The organism is Christiangramia echinicola DSM 19838 (assembly GCF_000423065.1).
Lineage (GTDB): Bacteria > Bacteroidota > Bacteroidia > Flavobacteriales > Flavobacteriaceae > Christiangramia > Christiangramia echinicola.
This window is the reverse complement of sequence record NZ_AUHG01000011.1, coordinates 521,456-542,405: the sequence shown is the minus strand read 5'-3', so window position 1 is coordinate 542,405 and position 20,950 is coordinate 521,456. Positions and strand designations below refer to the sequence as shown.

The window sequence follows — 20,950 nt, the reverse complement described above, 5'->3', positions numbered from 1 at the left end:
TTCGGCGGATGAAATTACTTAAAGCTTAATTTGTAAATTGCCGCGCAGAACCACTTACTATGCAACCATATCAAGTACTAATTCTTATTGCCGCTTACTTCGCGGTATTGATCCTCATATCCTATTTCACCGGTCGCGGCGGCAGTAATGCTGAATTTTTCAAAGCCAACAAACAGGCACCATGGTACCTGGTGGCTTTTGGAATGATTGGAGCTTCTTTGAGCGGGATCACCTTTATCTCAATACCCGGAACTGTGGAAAGTGATTCTTTCAGCTATTTCCAGGTAGTTCTGGGATATACCATAGGTTATGCCGTCATAGGCCAGGTTTTACTTCCCCTCTATTATAAGCTGAATCTAACCTCTATTTACACCTATCTGGAAAGTAGGTTTGGAAATGCGTCTTATAAAACCGGAGCTTCTTTTTTCCTGTTATCAAGAGTCGTAGGGGCAAGTTTCAGACTATTCCTGGTTGCAAATGTGTTACAACTTATTGTTTTTGATTCTATGGGTGTTCCTTATTACGTAACCGTTACCATTACCATATTATTGATCTGGCTATATACCTTTAAAAGCGGAATAAAAACGATCATCTGGACAGATACCCTGCAAACATTCTTTATGTTACTCGCATTAGGAATTACCATCTATTTTATTTCTGAAGACCTTGGTTTCTCACTAAGCAACCTAATGGGATATTTAGCCGAAAGTGAACATTCTAAAATATTTTTCTTTGATGACTGGAAAAGCAAAGATCATTTTGTAAAGCAATTTCTATCGGGAGCTTTTATAGCAATTGTTATGACTGGTCTTGACCAGGATATGATGCAAAAGAACCTTACATGTAGAAGCCTGAAAGATGCCCAAAAGAATATGTTCTGGTTTACAATTGTACTGGTTTTCGTAAATTTTCTATTCCTGGCACTTGGTGTTCTATTAATAGATTATGCAGATATTAATGGTGTTACTGAAGTTCGTGATGACCTATTTCCTGCGATCGCAACTAGTGGAGATCTGGGATTTGCCGTAGCCATTTTCTTTATTCTCGGACTTATTGCTGCTGCTTACTCCAGTGCCGATAGTGCACTTACATCTCTTACCACCTCTTTTAGTATTGATATTTTAGACATAGAAAAGAAATACGATGAAAAGACGCAGGTAAGAATCAGGAAACAAATACATATTGCCATCTCTATTCTGCTTATCCTGGTTATGCTTGTTTTCAAGTACGCGATCGCAGATAAAAGTGTGATCAATAAATTATTTCAGTTTGCGGGATATACCTATGGACCTTTACTTGGTCTCTACGCTTTTGGATTATTTACCAAATGGAAAATTAAAGATAGACTAGTGCCCGTTGTGGCAATAGCTGCACCGGTATTATCCTATATTATAAGCCTGAATAGTTTGGTATGGTTTGGATTTGAATTCGGATTCTTTATCCTGATACTAAACGGATTGCTGACCTTCTTAGGATTAGTACTGGTGAGAAGAAAGCATCACTAAAGTACAGGCATTCTCATATTGAATTCCGTTTTTGTCTAGCAGATCATATAATTCAGGATTTTCGGTTCCCGGATTAAAGATCACTCGTTCCGGATTGAGAGAAATGATATAATCATAATATTCCTGTTGCCTTTTAGCATTCAAATAAAGGGTAACTGTATCTATATCCTCAAATGGAAATTTTTCATTTTTTATTTCTACACCATTTACATTTCCCTTTCTTAGGCCTAGAGCAACGGTTGGCTGTCCATGTTTTACAAGTCTATTAATTGCCAGATTTGAATAACGAGCAGGTTTCAGAGAAGCCCCTAACACAAGTGTTTTTTTCTTCATATTTCAAAGTTAATCAAATTTTGGTGTAACAATCTAAAATGAAAATAGTCTTTAGAATGAGGTCCGGGCCTTGTAAAGTCGTCCTATTAATTTTGATGGTTAGTGTTAATAAGGATGGCTTTGCTCAACCTGCATTTCTAAAAAGAGATGCAGGTTCTTTTTTTAAACTTCTGTAACAGAAGCTATTTTTAATCGTCATATTAGTACAAGGTCATCAAACTACGCGGTATTGTGTGAATCTACTATGCAATACCAAGTAACTTGTTAAACATTAATCATCAAAATCAATCAAAAAATGAAACATTTATTTTTAAGTTTTCTATTATTCACATCTGCCATAAGTATGGCATTTACAGATCCCGTAGGCAAGATCACAGGTTCGGTAATTGATGGAGAATTAAATGAACCCATCCCCTACGCCACTATAATAATCAATGACATGGAAGGAAATCTCGTCACAGGAATTACCTCAAGTGATGATGGTACTTTTAAGATAGATAATATTAAAAGCGGAGATTACATTTTCAAAGTACAATTTATAGGTTACAAGACCTATAGTAAGGATATCCATATTGACAGGAATAATACCAACATTAATATAGGAACTATAAAACTGGAACCAGATGTCGCCATGCTTGACGAAACTGTTGTTATCGCTGAAAGAACCACCATTGAACAACGAGTAGACAGAAAAGTAATAAATGTAGGCAAGGATCTTATGACTACAGGAGCGAGCGCTTCAGAAATCATGGTCAATATACCTTCAGTAAACGTAGATCAGGATGGGAATATTTCTCTTCGAGGAAACTCTAATGTTCGGATCCTAGTAGACGGAAAACCGACAAATTTAGATCCTGCACAATTATTAAAACAAATTCCATCTACTTCTATAAAAAGTATAGAATTGATCACCAATCCTTCAGCAAAATATAATCCTGAAGGCATGAGTGGGATCATCAATATTGTATTGCACAAAAATGCAAATCAGGGATTCAACGGAAACCTGAATACAGGGCTTACAGTTGGGAAAAACACCAGGTTCAACGGGACTTTAGATATGAATTACAGGACTGGAAAGTTTAATTTCTACTCGAATGCAGGAACCAATTTCGGACCAAGAGAAAACGGAGGAACCATTTTACTTCCAGAACAAAATATCGAACAGCAATTCAAAGTAGATAATGAAAGAGAAAATTATCTATTTAAGCTAGGCGTTGATTTTTACCTGAATGATAATAATACATTCTCTTTTTACACCAATCAAAATATGTTCGATGGTGGTCCTGATGGTTATATAAGTGTGAGAGATGGTAACGATACGTCTATGGATGTTACCCAATTACTTTACATGAATATGGATAATAGCAATTCTGCTTATAATTTTCTTTTTGATCATGATTTTAATAAAGAAGGTCATGATATCCAGTTTGAGTTAGATTATAATGACTTTGTCGAAGAAGAAAACACCAATATAGATTTTACAGATACAGAACTTGATCTAATTCCATATAATGATCTGGTTGAAGAGAGGCGTGAAAATTTTACCGGGAACATCGATTATGTAAATCCTCTAAGTGAAGTATCAAAACTGGAATTAGGAGCAGAGGTTCGTTTGCTGGATACAGATAACGATTATAAAACTACCAACCCAGATTTTGAAGATAGCCAGTACCAATATAATCGTGATATTTACAGCTTTTACACCACTTTTGGACAAACCTTTGAAAAATGGTCTTATCAGTTAGGTGCAAGGCTGGAACAGTTTAATGTTGATGCCGTCTATAACGGAGCTCTGGTTTATGAAGATGATTATTTCACCGCATATCCTTCGGGATTCGTAAGCTACAATCCAGGTGAGAAAAATTCTTATCAATTAAGTTATAGCCGAAGAGTAGACAGGCCTGGTTTTGGCCAGGTAAATCCTATTAGAGAGGTTGCATCACCAAGATTAACGGTTGCCGGAAATCCTGAACTAAGACCACAGTTCACGAATTCATTAGAACTTAATTATACTCGAAAATTAGGAAAAAAAGGCAGCCTAACCAGTGGCGTTTTTTACCGAAGGACCCAGGACGAGATAAACCAGGTATTTAACAGCCGGGAAGATGAACCAGGTTCTATATTCTTAACCTTTGCAAACTTTGATTCTAATGACTCATATGGCGCAGAATTCTCCCTGAATTATAAATTCACAGACTGGTGGAGCTCGAATACAGGACTGGAATTATATAGACAAAACCTAAAAGGGGTTGCTGGAAATGAATTTATTGAAATAGACAACAAAGCCTTCACTTTTAGAACCAATCATAACTTAAAGGCGACTGAATCTCTGACGTTTTCGTTATTTGGATTTTACAGAAGTGCGAGTCAGGATCTGCAGCTGGACGTTAAGCCTATGTATTTTATGAATCTTGGTGCCAGGTATTCTTTTCTTGAAGATAATAAAGCTACTCTGAGTTTAAATTTCAATGATGTTTTCGACACCCAGGAGTTTAGAATTGAAGACGGTAGACCTTTTGAACAAAAAGGAAGGTTTAAAGGTGAAACACAAACAGTTTACCTTGGCTTCTCTTATAGATTTGGAGGAGGAAAGAATCGTGCAGTAAAACGTAAAAGTCGTGATAACGATGAGTCTGGAGGCGGCGGCGTTTTCTAGTATAGAATTAAATTAACCATAAAAAAAGCCCTGCAACAGCAGGGCTTTTCATTTTTTTATATAGATTAAAATAACTATGCCTGTACAGCATACATTTTATCTCTTTGCTCTTTAATGCTCTTGTCACTCATATATTCATCAAAGCTTAAGTAACGATCTATCACTCCTCCAGGAGTAAGTTCTATCACCCGATTTGCAACGGTTTGCGCAAATTCGTGATCATGAGTTGTAAACAAAATTGTCCCTTTAAAATTCTTTAAAGAATTATTGAAGGCAGTAATAGATTCAAGATCCAGGTGGTTCGTAGGCTCATCTAACATCAAAACATTCGCTCTTATCATCATCATTCTACTTAACATACAACGAACCTTCTCACCTCCAGAAAGTACTCTACAGGTTTTTAAAGCTTCTTCCCCACTGAAAAGCATTTTACCAAGGAAACCTCTAATATAAACCTCTTCTCTTTCTTCTTCGGTAGTTGCCCACTGGCGCAACCAGTCTACAAGTGTAAGGTCGTTATCAAAGAAATCTGAGTTATCTGCCGGCAAATAAGATTGTGAAGTAGTCACACCCCACTGAAATTTACCATTTACAGGTTTCTGTTTCCCATTTATTATTTCATAAAATGCCGTAGTTGCCCTGGAATCTTTAGAGAAAACCACTACTTTATCTCCTTTAGAAAGATTTATATCAACATTTTTAAAAAGGGTTTCACCTTCTATACTTGCTTCCAGCTTCTCTACATTCAGGATCTGATCCCCTGCTTCTCGTTCTCTTTCAAAGATAATTGCTGGGTACCTTCTGCTTGAAGGCTTGATCTCATTAATGTTCAGCTTATCGATCATTTTCTTTCTGGAAGTAGCCTGCTTACTCTTAGCTACGTTAGCACTGAAACGTAAGATAAACTCCTGAAGCTCTTTTTTCTTTTCTTCAGCTTTCTTATTCTGTTGCGCTCGCTGTCTTGCCGCTAATTGTGAAGACTCATACCAGAATGTATAATTACCGCTAAAATGATTAATCTTTCCAAAATCAATATCAGAAATATGTGTACAAACAGCATCAAGAAAGTGACGGTCGTGAGAAACAACTATTACGGTATTATCATAATTAGCAAGGAAGTTCTCTAACCAACTTATCGTTTCATAATCCAGGTCGTTGGTAGGCTCATCCATGATCAAAACATCCGGTTTTCCAAACAAAGCTTGTGCTAACAGCACACGTACCTTTTGCTGGCCATCCAGATCCTTCATCAGCGAGTAGTGTAACTCTGTTTTTATTCCCAGATTAGAAAGCATTGAGGCCGCGTTACTTTCAGCATTCCATCCATCCATCTCCTCAAATTGCACCTGAAGCTCCCCAATTCTATCAGCATTTTCATCTGAATAATCAGCATAAAGAGCATCCATTTCAGTTTTCACCTTGAATAATGGCTTATTACCTCTCAATATAGTTTCAAGGACCGTATACTCATCATATAAATTATGATCCTGCTCTAAAACCGACATACGTTTGCCAGGCTCCAGATGAACGTGACCTGAAGTGGGATCAGATTTCCCTGAAAGGATCTTTAAAAAGGTAGATTTACCGGCACCATTCGCCCCGATGATTCCATAACAGTTGCCCTGTGTAAAGGTTGTATTAACCTCATCAAACAAAACACGTTTTCCAAACTGTACAGAAAGGTTTGATACTGAAAGCATAAAATAAATTAATTTTTTGCAAAAGTAGTTATAATCGTGTTTACTGAGAAAGATTAACGTTTTAAATATTTGTTTTAACGCCCACTTAACATAGCTGGCTTTTAGCAGAATATATATTTGTTAAAAATTGGGGCAAACCGAAGAGGCCTCATTGCCCAATACTGCAAATGAAGTATTTACCTATTTTTATTTTTTGCTGTGCGCTCCTGCTCACGGGTTGTAATGACAATTCTAAAGTGTCTGACTCCGTATTTATTGGAGGTCAAATAAACAATCCCGAAACAGATTATGTAGTTATTTCAAAGGAAAATAAGACCATAGACACCCTGTACCTGGACGAGAAAAATCAATTCGGGAAAGAATACAAGGATTTTGAAAGCGGCATTTATACTTTTAAACATCCACCAGAGAGCCAGATCATGTATATGGAACCCGGTGACAGTATAGCTATCTGGTTAAATACGATGTCTTTTGACGAATCTCTAAATTTTAGTGGAGATGGTTCAGATAAAAGCAACTTCCTTTTAGATATGTTCCTGAAGAATCAGAGCAATAATGATCTAATTCTCACCTATTATAAGATTGAACCTCAAAAGTTCGCCCAGATCACCGATTCTATTAAAGAGCAAAGACTGCTTAAACTTGAAAATCTCAAGGAAAAAAATGAATTCTCAGATGAATTCTTAGAGATCGCCAGAGCTAGTATAGACTACGAGTTTTACGATCTGAGAGAACGATACACCTTTCTTATTAGAAAATATTACAACAGTTTTGCAGATAAAATTCCAGAAGATTTTAACGATTATCGAGAAGAAATAGATTTTAACAACAAGGAGCTTCAGGATTATTATGTGTATACAAACTTAATAGATGATTACTTACGTTCTAAATCTATAGAGCAATGCGCCCAAAAGCACACCGACCATAAAAAGTGTTTCAACATTAACACCTTTAGAAATATAGAAAGAAGGATCTTATTGATCGATTCTTTATCTCAGGTAAATACATTAAAAAATGAGTTCCTGGACAGGCTTGCAGCACAAGCTATTATTATGGCTGAAAGAAAAAGCAGACTGGACTCTGTTCTAAATCTGCTGGAAAAGATAGATTACAGCAATATTGCCAGTGCACGACAACTTGCTGAGATCCAGAAAAACTATTTTGTGGGTAAATCTATTAATGGGTTAATGGCCGAAAATACAGACGGAGTGGTCATAGAATACGGCGATGTTATAAATAGACCTACTATAACATACGCATGGTCTCTTTATTCACCGGCACATCACAGATGGCAACACAGCATCATTAACAACCTAAGACAGAAGTACCCGGAACTTCTTTTTCTTGGTATTAATATTGACCTTGGAGAGAGAGAAGAGTGGTTAAGGACCATGGAAACTTTTGGTTATGACAAGGAAAATGAATATCAAATTACAAGACGAACCCCATCTAAAGAGACTTACCGAAAATACCTGAACAAGGTGTTCTTTGTAAATTCAGACGGGACAATTGTAAAAGGCGATATGCAATTTGGAAGTCCGGAATTTGAAGATGATATCATTGAATTTCTCAATAAATAAAAAGGCCATCTTTTCAGACGGCCTTCTCAATTAATCTATTTTAAACTTTACTATTTATTCCCCTTCTGGTAATCTGCAAGGAATTTCTCTAATCCAATATCAGTTAAGGGATGTTTCAACAAACCTTCAATAGAAGAAAGTGGACCAGTCATAACATCAGCTCCTAATTTTGCACATTCTATCACATGCATGGTATGTCTTACCGAAGCAGCCAGTATTTCTGTCTCAAAACCATAATTATCATAGATAAGTCTAATTTCAGCAATTAGATTCAACCCATCTGTAGAAATATCATCAAGTCTTCCAATAAATGGAGAAACGTAAGTTGCACCAGCTTTAGCAGCTAACAACGCCTGACCCGGTGAAAACACAAGCGTACAGTTTGTACGGATCCCCTTATCGCTAAAATATTTAAGAGCTTTCACTCCTTCCTTGATCATAGGAACTTTAACTACGATCTGGTCATGAATTTCAACCAGCTCCTCACCTTCTCTCACCATTCCTTCGAAATCTGTAGCGATTACTTCAGCACTTACATCACCATCTACAAGGTCACAGATCTTCTTATAATGTTTGAATATATTGTCTTTACCGGTAATGCCTTCTTTTGCCATCAAAGAAGGATTTGTTGTAACCCCATCTAAAACTCCCAGATCCTGTGCTTCTTTGATCTGATCCAGATTAGCGGTATCAATAAAAAATTTCATAGTTGTGTGTTATTTTGAATATTAATGTTTTCGGTTTTATGACTGTAATAAAATTACAATTTATAATGCTTCATTAGCATTTTCTCATATAGTTTATCTGGCAGTAGACTTTTTAGTTTTATCGAAAGTTTTTGCAACCTTTCACCTACTTTATAATGAACATTAGGATCTGGTGTTTCTATGATCTTCAAAATTTCCCGAGCCATTAATTCAGGATCCTGACCAGCATCAACATGTTCATTCATTAGCGCCAGGGTATTCCCATAGACTTCTTCATAAGGAGAACCTTTAGCAACAGGCGCATGATATCTCCCAGAAGCTATGTTGGTTGCGAAATCTCCGGGAGCCACATTCGTCATTTTAATGCCGAATTGTTTTATCTCCATGCGATAAGCCTCAGCTGTAATTTCCAGTGCTCCTTTTGTTGCAGAATAAATCCCGCGGTAAGGCAATCCCATATACCCGGCAATTGAAGTTACATTTATAATAAGACCACTACCCTGCTTTCTCATTACAGGCAGAACATTCTTGATCATGTTCAATGGTCCAATATAATTGGTTTCAAAGGCTTTTTTAATTTCAGATTCCGGAGTTTCTTCTATAGGACCGGTGATCCCAACTCCTGCATTATTTATAAGAATATCGATCTTAGTTTCCCTTTCTGAAACAAACTGAATAGCATCCTTAATAGATTGCTCATTGGTCACATCCAGTTGTACAAAATAGAAATCCTCTTCAGAATTTTTAGCTTTCCTGCTGGTACCGTAAACTGTAAAATTTCGTTTGCTTAAATAAGTCGCGATAGACTTTCCGATCCCGGAAGAAGCACCTGTAATAAGCACTACTTTTTTTGAAGATTTCCCGTGTTTCATATCGCACAAATATGCAATAAATTTAGGACTTTGTAGAAATAAAAAATGGCAAGCGACCCACATCACACCGCTACGACCGCCTACCCTTGCTGCGTTCCCGCCCTGGGGGATTCAGCAGGAGCTGGTTGTGTGGGACTTGCCGCTGCAAATATACAATCTTTGTATCTTTTCGCAAGCTTTTTTTAAAGTGAATTGGTTAATTTAGCTCAGTATTCAAGCCTATTTTACAATGAACAAATTTAACTTACTGTTACTCTTTATTTTAAACTTTTTATTTTTTTCCTGTGGAAGTAATAATGGAAATAAAAAATCTGATTTTTCTCTTCAGATCAATGAAAATAAATCCAGTTTCAAACTAAATGAAAGCTTGCAGGCTTCAATTCTGAATAGCAAAAACAAGGAAATAGATTCAGTTTCATATTTTTTAGGTGACAATTATATAAATAGCTCTACAGATGGTTCAGATTTTAAATTAGAACTTGGTGATGCATTACTCGGCAATCATAATCTAAAGGCTATTGTTTATAGCGATGAAACTACCGATACTTTAACCAAACCAGTAAAGATCCTGAATACCCAGGCTCCTGTAATTTACACCTACGAGATCGTTAATTCGTACCCGCATGATATTACTTCTTACACCCAGGGATTAGAATTTCACGATGATATATTATATGAAAGTATTGGACAGTATGGAAAGTCCAAATTGAGAAAATTAGATCTTGATTCGGGTGAGGTTTTACAAGAGATCGAATTAGATGACCAGTACTTTGCTGAAGGGCTTACAGTTTTAGATGATAAATTATATCAACTTACCTGGCAGGAAGGTGAAGGATTTATTTATGATCTGGAATCTTTCGAAAAAACCGGAACCTTTGGATATAACCAGAGTAAAGAAGGTTGGGGACTCTGCAATAATGGAGAAAAGATCTTTAAAAGTGATGGCACAGAGAAGATCTGGATCCTGGATCCTGAAACTTTAGCGGAACAAACCTATATCCAACCCGCTACACATAAATCTGTGGCAACAAAATTCAATGAGCTAGAATGGGTTAACGGAAAGATCTACGCGAATACTTATCAATTTCCTAGTGTTGCCATTATCAATCCTGAAAACGGTGCAATTGAAGGCCTTATTAATTTCAAAGATTTAAAGAATAATGTTACTCAGCACAGCAAACTGGATGTTCTAAATGGCATTGCCTATAATCCTAAGACCGACAAGCTTTATGTTACAGGTAAAAACTGGGATAAGATCTTCGAAGTAAAAATCATGGAAAAATAATGGAACTTAATCCGGAGATATACGAAAAAAAGATCGTGGTTAATAAGAAAGACCTCGATAAACAGCAGCATGTAAACAATGTACAATACGTGCAGTGGGTTCAGGATGTTGCAGAGGAACACTGGGAAAAAAGAGCTTCAGAAGAACAAAAATCAAAAGTGATCTGGGTAGTTGTAAAGCATGAGATCAATTATAAAAAAGAAGCCTTTTTGAATGACCCCATTTCGCTACAGACCTATGTAGGCGATGCGACACACGTGACCTCTATAAGACATGTCATCATTAAAAATGCAGAGACAGATAAATTGCTTGCCGAAGCAAAAACAACCTGGTGCCTTCTGGATAAGGAAACAAAAAAACCTGTAAAGATTTCAGAAGAGCTTAAGAAGGTTTTCCTGCAATAAAAATATATTAAGATCAATCCATTAAAAAAGCCATTCCGAAGAATGGCTTTCTTTTATATGTAGTGTACCAGAATTACATTTGAAATAAAGGAAGACCCTGCATCATTGCATTCACTTCCTTTTTCACAGCTTCCAGTTCTGTAGAATTATCAATATTGGTAATCACGCGGTCGATAAGCTCTACAATTTTAGACATATCATTCTCTTTTAATCCACGAGTAGTCACAGCAGGAGTTCCAATTCTAATTCCTGAAGTTACAAATGGCGATTTATCATCAAAAGGCACCATATTCTTATTAACGGTAATATCAGCTATCCCTAAAGCTTCTTCAGCATCTTTACCACTTACGTCTTTATTTCTAAGGTCGATAAGCATCATATGATTATCTGTTCCTCCAGAAATTACTCCATATCCTTTATCAACAAAAGCCTGAGCAAGGACTTTGGCATTCTTTTTCACCTGTACCATATAATGAAGAAACTCGTCTGTCAATGCTTCTCCAAAGGCTATAGCTTTAGCTGCAATAATATGCTCTAAAGGACCTCCCTGGTTCCCAGGAAAAATTCCTGAATTTAGCATCGTTGACATTTTCTTCAGGTTTCCATTCTTTAATTTTTCACCGAAAGGATTGTCAAAATCTTTCCCCATTAATATAATACCACCTCTTGGCCCACGAAGGGTTTTATGAGTAGTAGAAGTTACTATATGACAATATGGTAGTGGATCACTAATTAACCCTTTGGCAATTAGTCCCGCAGGATGCGCCATATCGGCAACCAGAATCGCGCCAACGCTATCGGCGATCTCTCTAAATCTCTTATAATCGATTTCTCGTGAGTATGCAGAGGCTCCTGCAATGATCATTTTTGGCTTTTCTCTTTCTGCGATCTCCGCAACCGCATCATAATCTATAAGACCGGTTTCCTTATCTACTCCGTAGAAAACAGGATTATAAAGTCTTCCGGAGAAATTCACCGGAGAACCATGTGTTAAGTGACCGCCATGAGAAAGGTCAAAACCAAGGAATTTATCCCCAGGTTTCATACAGGTATGAAAAACTGCGGTATTTGCCTGTGAACCAGAATGAGGCTGCACATTCGCATATTCTGCATTAAATAATTCTTTTAGACGGTCTATCGCAAGTTGTTCCACCTGGTCTACCACCTCACATCCTCCATAATATCTCTTCCCGGGGTAACCTTCAGCATATTTATTTGTAAGCACAGATCCGGCAGCTTCAAGCACTGCATCACTTACAAAATTTTCACTCGCAATAAGTTCCAAACCATTCAACTGGCGCTCTTTTTCTTCCGCTATTAAATCAAATACTTGGGTGTCTCGTTGCATCACAAATTTTTACGTTAAATATTCGGTAAAAGTAACAAATACATTCGGTTAATTACAGGAAAATAATATATTTGAGTCAACTAGATTTTAACAAAAAACCAACATTTTTATGCCAATTACCGCTAACGATCCAAATAGAAAAACCTGGTTGGATATTCCTGGCGATACCGATTTCCCTATTCAAAACATCCCTTTTGGAGTTTTCCTTACCCGTGATGATGTAATCACCATTGGTACAAGAATTGGTGATTACGCGATAGACCTTGGAGCATTGCATCAATTAGGTTATTTTGAAGGGATCCCTCTAACCGACGATATATTTTTACAGGATACTTTAAACGATTTTATCTCTGACGGCAAGAAGACCTGGCGATTGGTAAGAAACCGTATTGCCGATATCTTCGACGCTAATAATTCTGATCTCAAGGATAATCAGGACCATAGAAATACGGTTCTTTTCACTCTTGATGAGATCGAAATGCAAATGCCTGTGCAGGTAGGTGATTATACCGACTTTTATTCTTCTAAAGAGCATGCTACCAATATCGGGACAATGTTTAGAGATCCGGATAATGCCCTGTTACCAAACTGGCTGCATATTCCGGTAGGTTACCACGGAAGAAGTTCTTCTATCATCCCTACAGAAATTCCAGTACACCGTCCGCAAGGTCAAACTAAACCTGCTGACTCTGATGCTCCGGTTTTCGGACCATCTCAACGAGTAGATTTTGAATTGGAAATGGCTTTTATCACTACAGATGCAAATCATCTGGGTGAACCAATTCCGGTTGATGAAGCTGAAGATTATATCTTCGGAATGGTGCTTTTCAATGACTGGAGTGCACGTGATATTCAGAAGTGGGAATATGTGCCACTAGGGCCATTCCTTGCTAAGAATTTCGCATCTTCTATTTCTCCATGGATCGTTACTATGGATGCATTAGAACCATTTAGAACTGCAAGTCCTAAACCTGAAAAAGAATTACTTCCTTATCTGAAGTATTCAGGAGATAAGAGTTTTGACATTAATCTTGAAGTATTCCTTCAGCCAGAAGGCGGGGAGGAAAATTCACTTTCAAAATCAAACTTCAAGTATCTTTACTGGAACATGAGTCAGCAATTGGCTCACCATACAGTAAACGGTTGCCCGGTAAATTCCGGAGATATGATGGCTTCCGGAACAATTTCAGGTTCTTCTGAAGATTCTTTTGGATCTATGCTGGAGCTTACCTGGAGTGGTAGTAAGCCAATTAAACTAAAAGACGGATCTGAGCGTAAATTCATTAATGATAACGATACCGTAATCATGAGAGGATTTTGCCAGAATGGAAATTCCAGAATTGGTTTTGGTGAGGTGAAGTCAAAATTACTTCCGGTATATGAGCCGAAGAAAAAATAAATTGAAATTGTACTCTATAAAAAAAGGGCTGGTAAATTACCAGCCCTTTTTTTATTTAAAACTAAATGGTTTTCGCAACGCATTTAATTTCTATCATTAATTCCGGCATCACCAGCGATTTAATTTCTATCATCGTTTGGGCAACCTCTGGAAATTTGCCATAACATTCACTTCTAATTTCAAACAGCTCATCGATATTTTCCATGGAATACTTCATATTGGTCACAAACCAGGTTTCATCTACAATATTATCCATAGAAAGGTCGAATTTCTTTAATAACTCCTTTACATTATGATATGCCTGGCGAACCTGTTCTTTCATATCTCCATCACCAATTAGGTCGCCATCATCACCAAGACTAACCTGGCCAGATAAATAAACTGTATCCCCAACCTTAACTCCTTCAGCTATATAATCTTTAAAAGGCCCCGAGCGTTCAACTATTTTTTCCATCTCTAATATTATAACTTTAAAACTTAAAGTTAACCATAGAGACTTCAAATTCAATCTATTACAAACCTTAAAGTTCTTATTTGCCGTGAATTAAGGGAAAACCGGTATAATTAGCATGCATTTTAATTCTGACCTTCTAGCCTACAAATGTTGCCAGTTTATTAGCAGAGATACTTTGATGTGAAGAATGATGAACTACCTCCCTGTTCTTTAGTATAATTAACTGCGGGCTCTCGTGATGTACCTTGAACCTATTTGCGATCTCATTCGAAATTTCCCTGTAACTAATCAGGTCCAGGAAATATAATTCTACAGGTTCATTCTCATCAAGGTCATAATCTGATTCAAACATTCTTAAAACCATTTTGCTTACTCCGCATCTTGTAGAATGCTTTAAAATAGCCACCGTTTTATCTTCTGAAATATTCTCAATCTCATCTAATTGCTCCATTGAATTTAGACCTATCCAGGGAGTTGTTTTTTTGTCCTCAGCTTTTGCTTGCTTCTCTGAATTGAAAATTTTATCAAATAATCCCATAACATTCTTTTTCGCAAAAGTAAATCTAAGTAAATTTAATAGAGAAAATAAAGAGGATTTTTTTAATACATTTCAAATAAACTGCCTTTTTGTCTTTAATTTTTCAATTATTCACGTCATTTTGACATTTATTCTATATGGTACATCTATTGACTTATGATTTTCAAAAAACAATATAAATGAACTTTAATAATTTTACCATAAAATCACAAGAGGCTATCCAGCAAGCTCAACAGCTTGCTCAGGAGATGGGCCATCAGCAAATAGAGAACGAACACATCTTTAAAGCCATATCTATGGTAGATGAAAATGTTACTCCTTTCTTGCTGAAAAAACTGAACATTAACGTAAACCTTTTTATACAGATTCTAGACAAGAGTCTGGAAAGCTTCCCTAAAGTGAGCGGTGGAGACATTATGCTTTCTCGTGAAGCCAGTAAAACAGTTAACGAGGCTTCTTCCATTGCTAAAAAAATGGAAGATGAATATGTATCTATTGAGCATCTAATCCTGGCGATCTTTAAATCTTCCAGCAAAGTTGGCCAGATCTTAAAAGACCAGGGAGCTACAGAAAAAGGTTTAAAAGCAGCTATTTCAGAATTAAGACAGGGAGATAAGGTTACTTCTCAGAGCGCAGAAGAAACTTATAATTCCCTGGACAAATATGCACGCAACCTTAATCAGCTCGCTGAAGAAGGAAAACTGGATCCTGTCATTGGCCGTGATGAAGAGATTAGAAGAATTCTACAAATTTTATCCCGTCGTACCAAGAATAATCCGATGCTCGTTGGGGAACCTGGAACAGGTAAAACCGCAATTGCAGAAGGTCTGGCACATAGAATTGTAGACGGAGATATTCCCGAAAACCTTAAGGATAAAAGAATTTACTCCCTGGATATGGGAGCCCTGATCGCAGGTGCTAAATATAAAGGGGAATTCGAAGAAAGATTAAAAGCTGTAATTAAAGAAGTTACTTCCAGCGATGGAAACATCGTTCTGTTCATAGATGAGATCCACACACTTGTTGGTGCCGGTGGTGGCCAGGGTGCAATGGACGCCGCAAACATTCTAAAACCTGCACTTGCTCGTGGAGAACTAAGAGCCATTGGAGCAACAACTCTGGATGAATATCAGAAGTATTTTGAGAAAGATAAGGCCCTGGAACGTCGTTTTCAGAAAGTAAATGTAGATGAACCCGATACCGAAAGCGCTATTTCGATTCTTCGTGGAATTAAAGAAAAGTACGAGACCCACCATAAAGTAAGAATCAAGGATGAAGCTATTATTGCAGCCGTAGAATTATCTCAGCGATATATCACCAATAGGTTCCTTCCAGATAAAGCAATAGATTTAATGGATGAAGCTGCGTCCAAACTTAGGATGGAGATCAATTCCAAGCCAGAAGAACTTGATGTCCTGGACAGAAAGATCATGCAGCTGGAGATTGAGATAGAGGCTATAAAACGCGAAAATGATGAATCTAAACTGAAATCACTTCGTGCAGATCTGGCTAATCTTAAAGAAGAACGCAATGATCTTCATGCAAGATGGATGAGTGAAAAGGAAATTGTAGACAATATACAAACCGCTAAATCTGAAATTGAAGAATATAAACTGGAAGCCGAGAAAGCCGAACGTGAAGGTGACTACGGAAAAGTTGCTGAAATTAGATACGGTAAAATAAAAGAAGCGCAGGAAAAATTAGAGAAACTTCAAGCTGAAGTAGCCGAAAACCAGAATGAAAAGTCCCTGATCCAGGAGGAAGTTACCAATGAAGATATTGCCGAGGTGGTAGCAAAATGGACAGGAATTCCTGTAAACAAAATGCTTCAAAGTGAGCGTGAAAAACTTTTAAGCCTGGAAGAAGATCTTCATAAAAGGGTTGTAGGCCAGGATGAAGCAATTATTGCCGTTAGTGACGCAGTAAGAAGAAGCCGGGCAGGACTTCAGGATCAAAAAAGACCAATAGGTTCATTTCTTTTTCTAGGTACCACTGGAGTTGGTAAGACCGAATTAGCGAAAGCCCTTGCTGAGTACCTGTTTGATGATGAAGCAGCTATGACCAGAATAGATATGAGCGAATATCAGGAAAGACATTCTGTAAGTAGATTAGTTGGAGCGCCCCCGGGATATGTTGGATATGATGAAGGAGGACAATTGACCGAAGCGGTTCGTAGAAAACCATATTCTGTAATTCTACTTGATGAAATAGAGAAAGCACATCCTGATACTTTCAATATTTTGTTACAGGTACTCGATGAAGGAAGATTAACGGATAACAAAGGTCGGGTAGCCGACTTTAAAAACACCATTATCATCATGACCTCTAACATGGGAAGTCATATTATTCAGGAGAAATTTGAAAACATCAAGGATTTAGATTCTGCGATGGAAGCAGCAAAAACCGAAGTTTTAGGATTACTAAAACAAAGTGTTCGCCCAGAATTTCTCAATAGAATTGATGATATCGTGATGTTTAGTCCGTTAACTCAAAAAGACATCAAAAAGATTGTTGGACTTCAGCTCAAGTATGTAAAGAAAATGCTGGCTCAGCAACATATTGTCCTTGATGCGACAGAAGAGGCAATTGAATTTCTCTCAGTAAAAGGTTTTGATCCTCAATTTGGAGCCCGCCCAGTGAAAAGAGTTGTTCAGAGAGAAGTGTTAAATAAATTATCTAAAGAGATTCTGGCCGGTAAGATTCAAACAGAAAGTATAATCCTTCTAGATGAATTTAATGAAGAACTGGTTTTCAGAAATCAGGAGCAGCTGGCTCAGAATGAATAATAAATATTAGGTGAAATAAAAAAGGCGGTAGATCACTCTACCGCCTTTTTCATTCATTAATCGACATTACCATTTATCGATTTCTCTTTTCAAATCTTCTTTAGACCTTCCGGTCTTCTCCTGCATGCGACCAAGCATTTCATCGAACTTCCCTTCAGAATAGGTTACATCATCATCGGTAAGAGTTCCATATTTTTGTTTGAACTCACCACGAATTTGTTTCCACTTTCCTTCAATTTGATCTTCATTCATAACATTATTGGTTTTAGGTGTTAATAAAATAAAGGTATCCAATCGTCACGCTTAGACCTCCTAAAAAACTCACATTTTTGTCTTAAACATTTGTTATTTTTGAAAGCCAACTAAGCTTCCATGAAAAAAACAATCTCTTTAATCCTTTTGTCCCTGGTACTGGCCAGCTGCGCAGTAACCAGAAAAATTGAAAATGATAATATTGAGATCCGGTTTCTGGATGAATATGTTCTCCCTTCTGATATTGAAATAGAGAATACCATAGTTGGCGGACTTTCAGGAATAGATTATCAAAACGGTAAATATTACCTTGTAAGCGACCAGTCTTCTAATCCAAGAATCTATATCGCCAATATTGATTTAGATGAAAATAAGATCCAGAATTTTGAAATAGAACAACTTATTACCGTAAAGAAATCAAATGAATTTAAGGATAAGGTTTTAGATCTTGAAGCAATACGATATAACCGGCAGAAAGGTGATTTTATTGTAACAAGCGAAGGTTTGATAGATGATGGAAAAGATCCCGGCATCTATTCGATTTCCATTCTTGGCGAGACTTACAATTCTTTTTCGATCCCAGAATACTTTAAAGCGAAGGATGAGCAAAAACCAAGAAATAACGGAGTTTTTGAAGGAATCACTGAAAGTTCAGATAAAAAAGCTTACTGGGTCGCTATGGAATCACCACTGGAAAAAGACGGATCTAAACCTAAGATCTTTCCATCGAGAGCACATATACGAATCACGAAATTCGACAAACTAACAGGATTACCCTTGAAGCAATTCGCCTATAAATTAGATGGGATCGCCAAACTCCCCATTAATTATTTTGCCGTGAATGGTGCTACTGAAATACTGGCCTATGCTCAAGACAAGTTTCTCATTCTCGAAAGATCGTACTCCGCGGGATATGGATCACACGGCAACACAGTTAAAATCTTTGAAGTAGATGCTTCCCAGGCAACTAACACCCTAGAATTAGATGAGCTAAAAGGACAGGATTATAAAATTGCAGACAAGAAACTTTTGTTCAATTTCAAGTCTGTAAAAAAACAACTAACTAACGAGATCATTGATAATATTGAAGGCATGTGCCTGGGACCAAAACTGGAAAATGGTAAACAGTCTTTAATACTGGTTTCAGACAACAACTTCAATAGTTTCGCAGAACAGATCAATCAAATTATATTGATGGAGATCAATTTTAAGAATTTGTAATCTGTAACAAATTAATACGCAACACGTCATACCTTTAAACTAAAAGCTAACATCATGGCTAATTTTATCACTATTTTCTTTTCATTAATTTTAGGAGTAACGAATCCTTCGGAAGAAAAAAAGGCGGAAATCGAACAGGAACCTGTATCTACCTATTATTTAATTCGTCATGCCGAAAAGGACCGTAGTGACTCTTCAAACCGGAATCCTAACCTTAAAAAAGAAGGTTTAGAAAGAGCGAAAAAATGGGCTGAAGTATTAAAAAATATAGATTTGGATGCAGTTTATAGTACAGATTATAATCGCACGATGCAGACTGCAAAACCATTGGCAGACCTGAATAAACTGAATATTATAAAATATGATGCCAGTAAATTATTCGATGAGAATTTTGAAAAAGCTACCAAAGGCAAAACTGTTCTGGTTGTAGGTCACAGTAATACTACTCCTCAATTTGCTAATGCTATTCTAGGCGAAAAGAAATATGAAGATCTGGATGATTCTGAGAACGGCGCTCTGCTTATTGTACAGATTATGGAAGACGGCACAACCTTAAGCCAGGTAATTTATATTAATTAAACCTGCTTAATTATCCTGATTCAGCTTTACTTTTACATCTTTGGTTTCTATCACCGATAAAAGATCCAGTTCACGTTTTTCGTATAAACTATCTAGTTTTTCAAGAGGAATTGAAATGTCTTCATATTTGTAATTTTCGTAATCTACAAAGCGAATTCCTTCAATAATCCTGTGATTAAAGGCTTTTCTAAACCTAACCCCTCCCTCGTTTTCTATAAAGTTATAAGCCAGATAATCTACCTCAAAATTCTCAGTTTCAATCCAGTATAGATATTCATCTTCGTGATCTGTTCCACCACCATCTTCAGAAAAGGTAACCTTAACCTCATAATATTCCCTTCCTGCAATACTATCTTTACCTAACAGCTCCTTATTAGCTGCGTCCGCATTTAATCCATAAGGCAGTTGAACAAAGTAATGCACAGAATTTACTGAATTCCCATAAGCGACTTTAAGTGAATCCGGGATTTCCCTAAGACTATCATTTACAAATCTCTGGAAACCTTCATTATCTAAAACGTCCTGAATATTATTTCCGGCAGAATCGGTCATTCTACGTTGATAATTGTACTTCCCTCCTTCTCTTTTACTCTTGTACCGTATGTTCCTGAAAACGAAATCTATCTCGGCATTCTCATATCTTTCCCCCCCGGCATTTTTTATAGCATTATTTACGATCTCATTTGCGGTAAGCTTCTTATTATCCTCTCCGCAAGACGCAAAAAGAACTACAAATAGTAATAAGGAAACATATTTCATAGATAATAATTTGAATGCCGCAAAAATAAAAATAATTGATTAGCAACCCCCACTGGGTAAATTTAAAATTGCTTTAGGAAGAAATTATCATAAACCTTGTATTTTTGTGGCTATATGAAGAATTCTATCAACATAAAAAACCGTAAGGCGAAGTTCAATTATGAGTTTCTGGACAAGTACACTGCTGGTATCAAATTAGCCGGAACAGAGATCAAAGCCATACGGGAAGGAAAAGCTAATATCGCCGAAAGTTTCTGTGAGTTTAATAACCATGAACTTTTTGTAATAAATATGCATGTTGAAGAATACTCACATGCTACTCATTTTAATCACAATCCTAAAAGCGAACGGAAACTCCTTCTTCAGAAAAGAGAACTTCGTAAACTGGAAAAAGAAGTGACCAACTCGGGCCTAACCATCATTCCGCTTAGATTATTCATTAATGACCGTGGGCTGGCCAAATTACAAATTGCCCTCGCCAAGGGTAAAAAGTTATATGATAAACGGGAAACTATCAAAGATCGCGAAAGCAAACGCCGTTTAGACAGAATACAAAAGGAATACAAATAAAT

General features: G+C 36.9%; 19 protein-coding genes and 1 other RNA gene. 10 read left to right on the top strand and 10 right to left on the bottom strand.

Going from position 1 to position 20,950, the window contains the following annotated elements:
* Positions 1–59: 59 nt before the first annotated feature.
* Positions 60–1,505 carry a sodium:solute symporter gene (locus G530_RS0107625; RefSeq protein WP_026933962.1) on the top strand — a complete coding sequence of 482 codons (1,446 nt, stop codon included), beginning with the start codon at positions 60–62 and terminating at the stop codon, positions 1,503–1,505.
* On the opposite strand, the gene G530_RS0107620 is transcribed toward G530_RS0107625, so the two are convergent.
* Positions 1,476–1,838 (bottom strand): CoA-binding protein, encoded by a 363-nt coding sequence (locus G530_RS0107620; protein WP_026933961.1) that lies wholly within the window; start codon positions 1,836–1,838, stop codon positions 1,476–1,478. The two genes, G530_RS0107625 and G530_RS0107620, sit on opposite strands and share 30 nt — an antisense overlap.
* Before the next feature lie 295 nt (positions 1,839–2,133).
* Between G530_RS0107620 and G530_RS0107610 the strand changes: the two genes are divergently transcribed.
* Complete coding sequence (locus G530_RS0107610; RefSeq protein ID WP_026933960.1) at positions 2,134–4,494, top strand: TonB-dependent receptor; 2,361 nt, start codon at positions 2,134–2,136, stop codon at positions 4,492–4,494.
* A gap of 74 nt (positions 4,495–4,568) precedes the next feature.
* On the opposite strand, the gene G530_RS0107605 is transcribed toward G530_RS0107610, so the two are convergent.
* Complete coding sequence (locus G530_RS0107605) at positions 4,569–6,194, bottom strand: ABC-F family ATP-binding cassette domain-containing protein (RefSeq protein ID WP_026933959.1); 1,626 nt, start codon at positions 6,192–6,194, stop codon at positions 4,569–4,571.
* 236 nt (positions 6,195–6,430) lie between these two features.
* On the opposite strand from G530_RS0107605, the gene G530_RS0107600 reads away from it, so the two are divergent.
* On the top strand, positions 6,431–7,774 hold the full coding sequence (locus tag G530_RS0107600; RefSeq protein WP_240472138.1) for a hypothetical protein: 1,344 nt from the start codon (positions 6,431–6,433) through the stop codon (positions 7,772–7,774).
* Positions 7,775–7,824: 50 nt separating this feature from the next.
* Here G530_RS0107600 and fsa read toward each other — a convergent pair whose 3' ends face one another.
* From fsa to ffs, 3 genes are all read right to left on the bottom strand, one after another.
* Positions 7,825–8,481 carry a fructose-6-phosphate aldolase gene (fsa, locus tag G530_RS0107595; RefSeq protein WP_026933957.1) on the bottom strand — a complete coding sequence of 219 codons (657 nt, stop codon included), beginning with the start codon at positions 8,479–8,481 and terminating at the stop codon, positions 7,825–7,827.
* Between the two features lie 53 nt (positions 8,482–8,534).
* On the bottom strand, positions 8,535–9,353 hold the full coding sequence (locus tag G530_RS0107590; RefSeq protein ID WP_026933956.1) for an SDR family oxidoreductase: 819 nt from the start codon (positions 9,351–9,353) through the stop codon (positions 8,535–8,537).
* Positions 9,354–9,396: 43 nt separating this feature from the next.
* An RNA gene (gene ffs, locus G530_RS17500) (signal recognition particle sRNA small type) lies at positions 9,397–9,495 on the bottom strand.
* An 87-nt stretch (positions 9,496–9,582) separates the two neighbouring features.
* Between ffs and G530_RS0107585 the strand changes: the two genes are divergently transcribed.
* Together G530_RS0107585 and G530_RS0107580 are read left to right on the top strand one after the other, a co-directional pair.
* Entirely contained in the window at positions 9,583–10,638 is a 1,056-nt protein-coding gene (locus G530_RS0107585) for a glutaminyl-peptide cyclotransferase (protein ID WP_026933955.1), read from the top strand.
* Entirely contained in the window at positions 10,638–11,042 is a 405-nt protein-coding gene (locus G530_RS0107580; RefSeq protein WP_026933954.1) for an acyl-CoA thioesterase, read from the top strand. The genes G530_RS0107585 and G530_RS0107580 overlap by 1 nt, the downstream gene beginning before the upstream one ends.
* 73 nt (positions 11,043–11,115) lie before the next feature.
* Here G530_RS0107580 and glyA read toward each other — a convergent pair whose 3' ends face one another.
* Positions 11,116–12,390, bottom strand: a complete 1,275-nt coding sequence (gene glyA / locus G530_RS0107575; protein ID WP_026933953.1) for a serine hydroxymethyltransferase — start codon at positions 12,388–12,390, stop codon at positions 11,116–11,118.
* A gap of 109 nt (positions 12,391–12,499) precedes the next feature.
* On the opposite strand from glyA, the gene fahA reads away from it, so the two are divergent.
* Complete coding sequence (gene fahA / locus G530_RS0107570) at positions 12,500–13,789, top strand: fumarylacetoacetase (protein WP_026933952.1); 1,290 nt, start codon at positions 12,500–12,502, stop codon at positions 13,787–13,789.
* 61 nt (positions 13,790–13,850) lie between these two features.
* Here fahA and G530_RS0107565 read toward each other — a convergent pair whose 3' ends face one another.
* Together G530_RS0107565 and ytxJ are read right to left on the bottom strand one after the other, a co-directional pair.
* Positions 13,851–14,243 carry a RidA family protein gene (locus G530_RS0107565; protein ID WP_035716006.1) on the bottom strand — a complete coding sequence of 131 codons (393 nt, stop codon included), beginning with the start codon at positions 14,241–14,243 and terminating at the stop codon, positions 13,851–13,853.
* Positions 14,244–14,379: 136 nt separating this feature from the next.
* Entirely contained in the window at positions 14,380–14,781 is a 402-nt protein-coding gene (gene ytxJ, locus G530_RS0107560; protein ID WP_026933950.1) for a bacillithiol system redox-active protein YtxJ, read from the bottom strand.
* A 179-nt stretch (positions 14,782–14,960) separates the two neighbouring features.
* On the opposite strand from ytxJ, the gene clpB reads away from it, so the two are divergent.
* Positions 14,961–17,567, top strand: a complete 2,607-nt coding sequence (gene clpB / locus G530_RS0107555) for an ATP-dependent chaperone ClpB (protein WP_026933949.1) — start codon at positions 14,961–14,963, stop codon at positions 17,565–17,567.
* A 66-nt stretch (positions 17,568–17,633) separates the two neighbouring features.
* On the opposite strand, the gene G530_RS0107550 is transcribed toward clpB, so the two are convergent.
* Positions 17,634–17,819 carry a CsbD family protein gene (locus G530_RS0107550; protein ID WP_026933948.1) on the bottom strand — a complete coding sequence of 62 codons (186 nt, stop codon included), beginning with the start codon at positions 17,817–17,819 and terminating at the stop codon, positions 17,634–17,636.
* A gap of 120 nt (positions 17,820–17,939) precedes the next feature.
* Here G530_RS0107550 and G530_RS0107545 point away from each other — a divergent pair, with 120 nt between their 5' ends.
* A complete protein-coding gene (locus tag G530_RS0107545; protein WP_035716003.1) occupies positions 17,940–19,040 on the top strand; it encodes an esterase-like activity of phytase family protein in 1,101 nt (366 codons plus the stop codon).
* 54 nt (positions 19,041–19,094) lie between these two features.
* Positions 19,095–19,619, top strand: coding sequence for a SixA phosphatase family protein (locus G530_RS0107540; protein ID WP_026933946.1), 525 nt, complete (start codon positions 19,095–19,097; stop codon positions 19,617–19,619).
* Between the two features lie 6 nt (positions 19,620–19,625).
* On the opposite strand, the gene G530_RS0107535 is transcribed toward G530_RS0107540, so the two are convergent.
* On the bottom strand, positions 19,626–20,378 hold the full coding sequence (locus tag G530_RS0107535) for a DUF6503 family protein (RefSeq protein ID WP_026933945.1): 753 nt from the start codon (positions 20,376–20,378) through the stop codon (positions 19,626–19,628).
* Positions 20,379–20,492: 114 nt separating this feature from the next.
* On the opposite strand from G530_RS0107535, the gene smpB reads away from it, so the two are divergent.
* The gene (gene smpB / locus G530_RS0107530; protein WP_026933944.1) at positions 20,493–20,948 is read left to right on the top strand and encodes an SsrA-binding protein SmpB; all 456 of its coding nucleotides are present in this window, start codon (positions 20,493–20,495) and stop codon (positions 20,946–20,948) included.
* Positions 20,949–20,950: the final 2 nt, after the last annotated feature.

Excerpts from the sequence above, each read along its gene's own strand:
- smpB (WP_026933944.1), top strand. The coding sequence starts at position 20,493 with ATGAAGAATTCTATCAACATAAAAAACCGTAAGGCGAAGTTCAATTAT.
- ytxJ (WP_026933950.1), bottom strand. The coding sequence starts at position 14,781 with ATGGGATTATTTGATAAAATTTTCAATTCAGAGAAGCAAGCAAAAGCT.
- glyA (WP_026933953.1), bottom strand. The coding sequence starts at position 12,390 with ATGCAACGAGACACCCAAGTATTTGATTTAATAGCGGAAGAAAAAGAG.
- G530_RS0107590 (WP_026933956.1), bottom strand. The coding sequence starts at position 9,353 with ATGAAACACGGGAAATCTTCAAAAAAAGTAGTGCTTATTACAGGTGCT.
- clpB (WP_026933949.1), top strand. The coding sequence starts at position 14,961 with ATGAACTTTAATAATTTTACCATAAAATCACAAGAGGCTATCCAGCAA.
- G530_RS0107540 (WP_026933946.1), top strand. The coding sequence starts at position 19,095 with ATGGCTAATTTTATCACTATTTTCTTTTCATTAATTTTAGGAGTAACG.
- G530_RS0107620 (WP_026933961.1), bottom strand. The coding sequence starts at position 1,838 with ATGAAGAAAAAAACACTTGTGTTAGGGGCTTCTCTGAAACCTGCTCGT.
- G530_RS0107550 (WP_026933948.1), bottom strand. The coding sequence starts at position 17,819 with ATGAATGAAGATCAAATTGAAGGAAAGTGGAAACAAATTCGTGGTGAG.
- G530_RS0107610 (WP_026933960.1), top strand. The coding sequence starts at position 2,134 with ATGAAACATTTATTTTTAAGTTTTCTATTATTCACATCTGCCATAAGT.
- G530_RS0107585 (WP_026933955.1), top strand. The coding sequence starts at position 9,583 with ATGAACAAATTTAACTTACTGTTACTCTTTATTTTAAACTTTTTATTT.
- G530_RS0107605 (WP_026933959.1), bottom strand. The coding sequence starts at position 6,194 with ATGCTTTCAGTATCAAACCTTTCTGTACAGTTTGGAAAACGTGTTTTG.
- G530_RS0107565 (WP_035716006.1), bottom strand. The coding sequence starts at position 14,243 with ATGGAAAAAATAGTTGAACGCTCGGGGCCTTTTAAAGATTATATAGCT.
- fsa (WP_026933957.1), bottom strand. The coding sequence starts at position 8,481 with ATGAAATTTTTTATTGATACCGCTAATCTGGATCAGATCAAAGAAGCA.
- G530_RS0107535 (WP_026933945.1), bottom strand. The coding sequence starts at position 20,378 with ATGAAATATGTTTCCTTATTACTATTTGTAGTTCTTTTTGCGTCTTGC.
- G530_RS0107625 (WP_026933962.1), top strand. The coding sequence starts at position 60 with ATGCAACCATATCAAGTACTAATTCTTATTGCCGCTTACTTCGCGGTA.
- G530_RS0107580 (WP_026933954.1), top strand. The coding sequence starts at position 10,638 with ATGGAACTTAATCCGGAGATATACGAAAAAAAGATCGTGGTTAATAAG.
- fahA (WP_026933952.1), top strand. The coding sequence starts at position 12,500 with ATGCCAATTACCGCTAACGATCCAAATAGAAAAACCTGGTTGGATATT.
- G530_RS0107545 (WP_035716003.1), top strand. The coding sequence starts at position 17,940 with ATGAAAAAAACAATCTCTTTAATCCTTTTGTCCCTGGTACTGGCCAGC.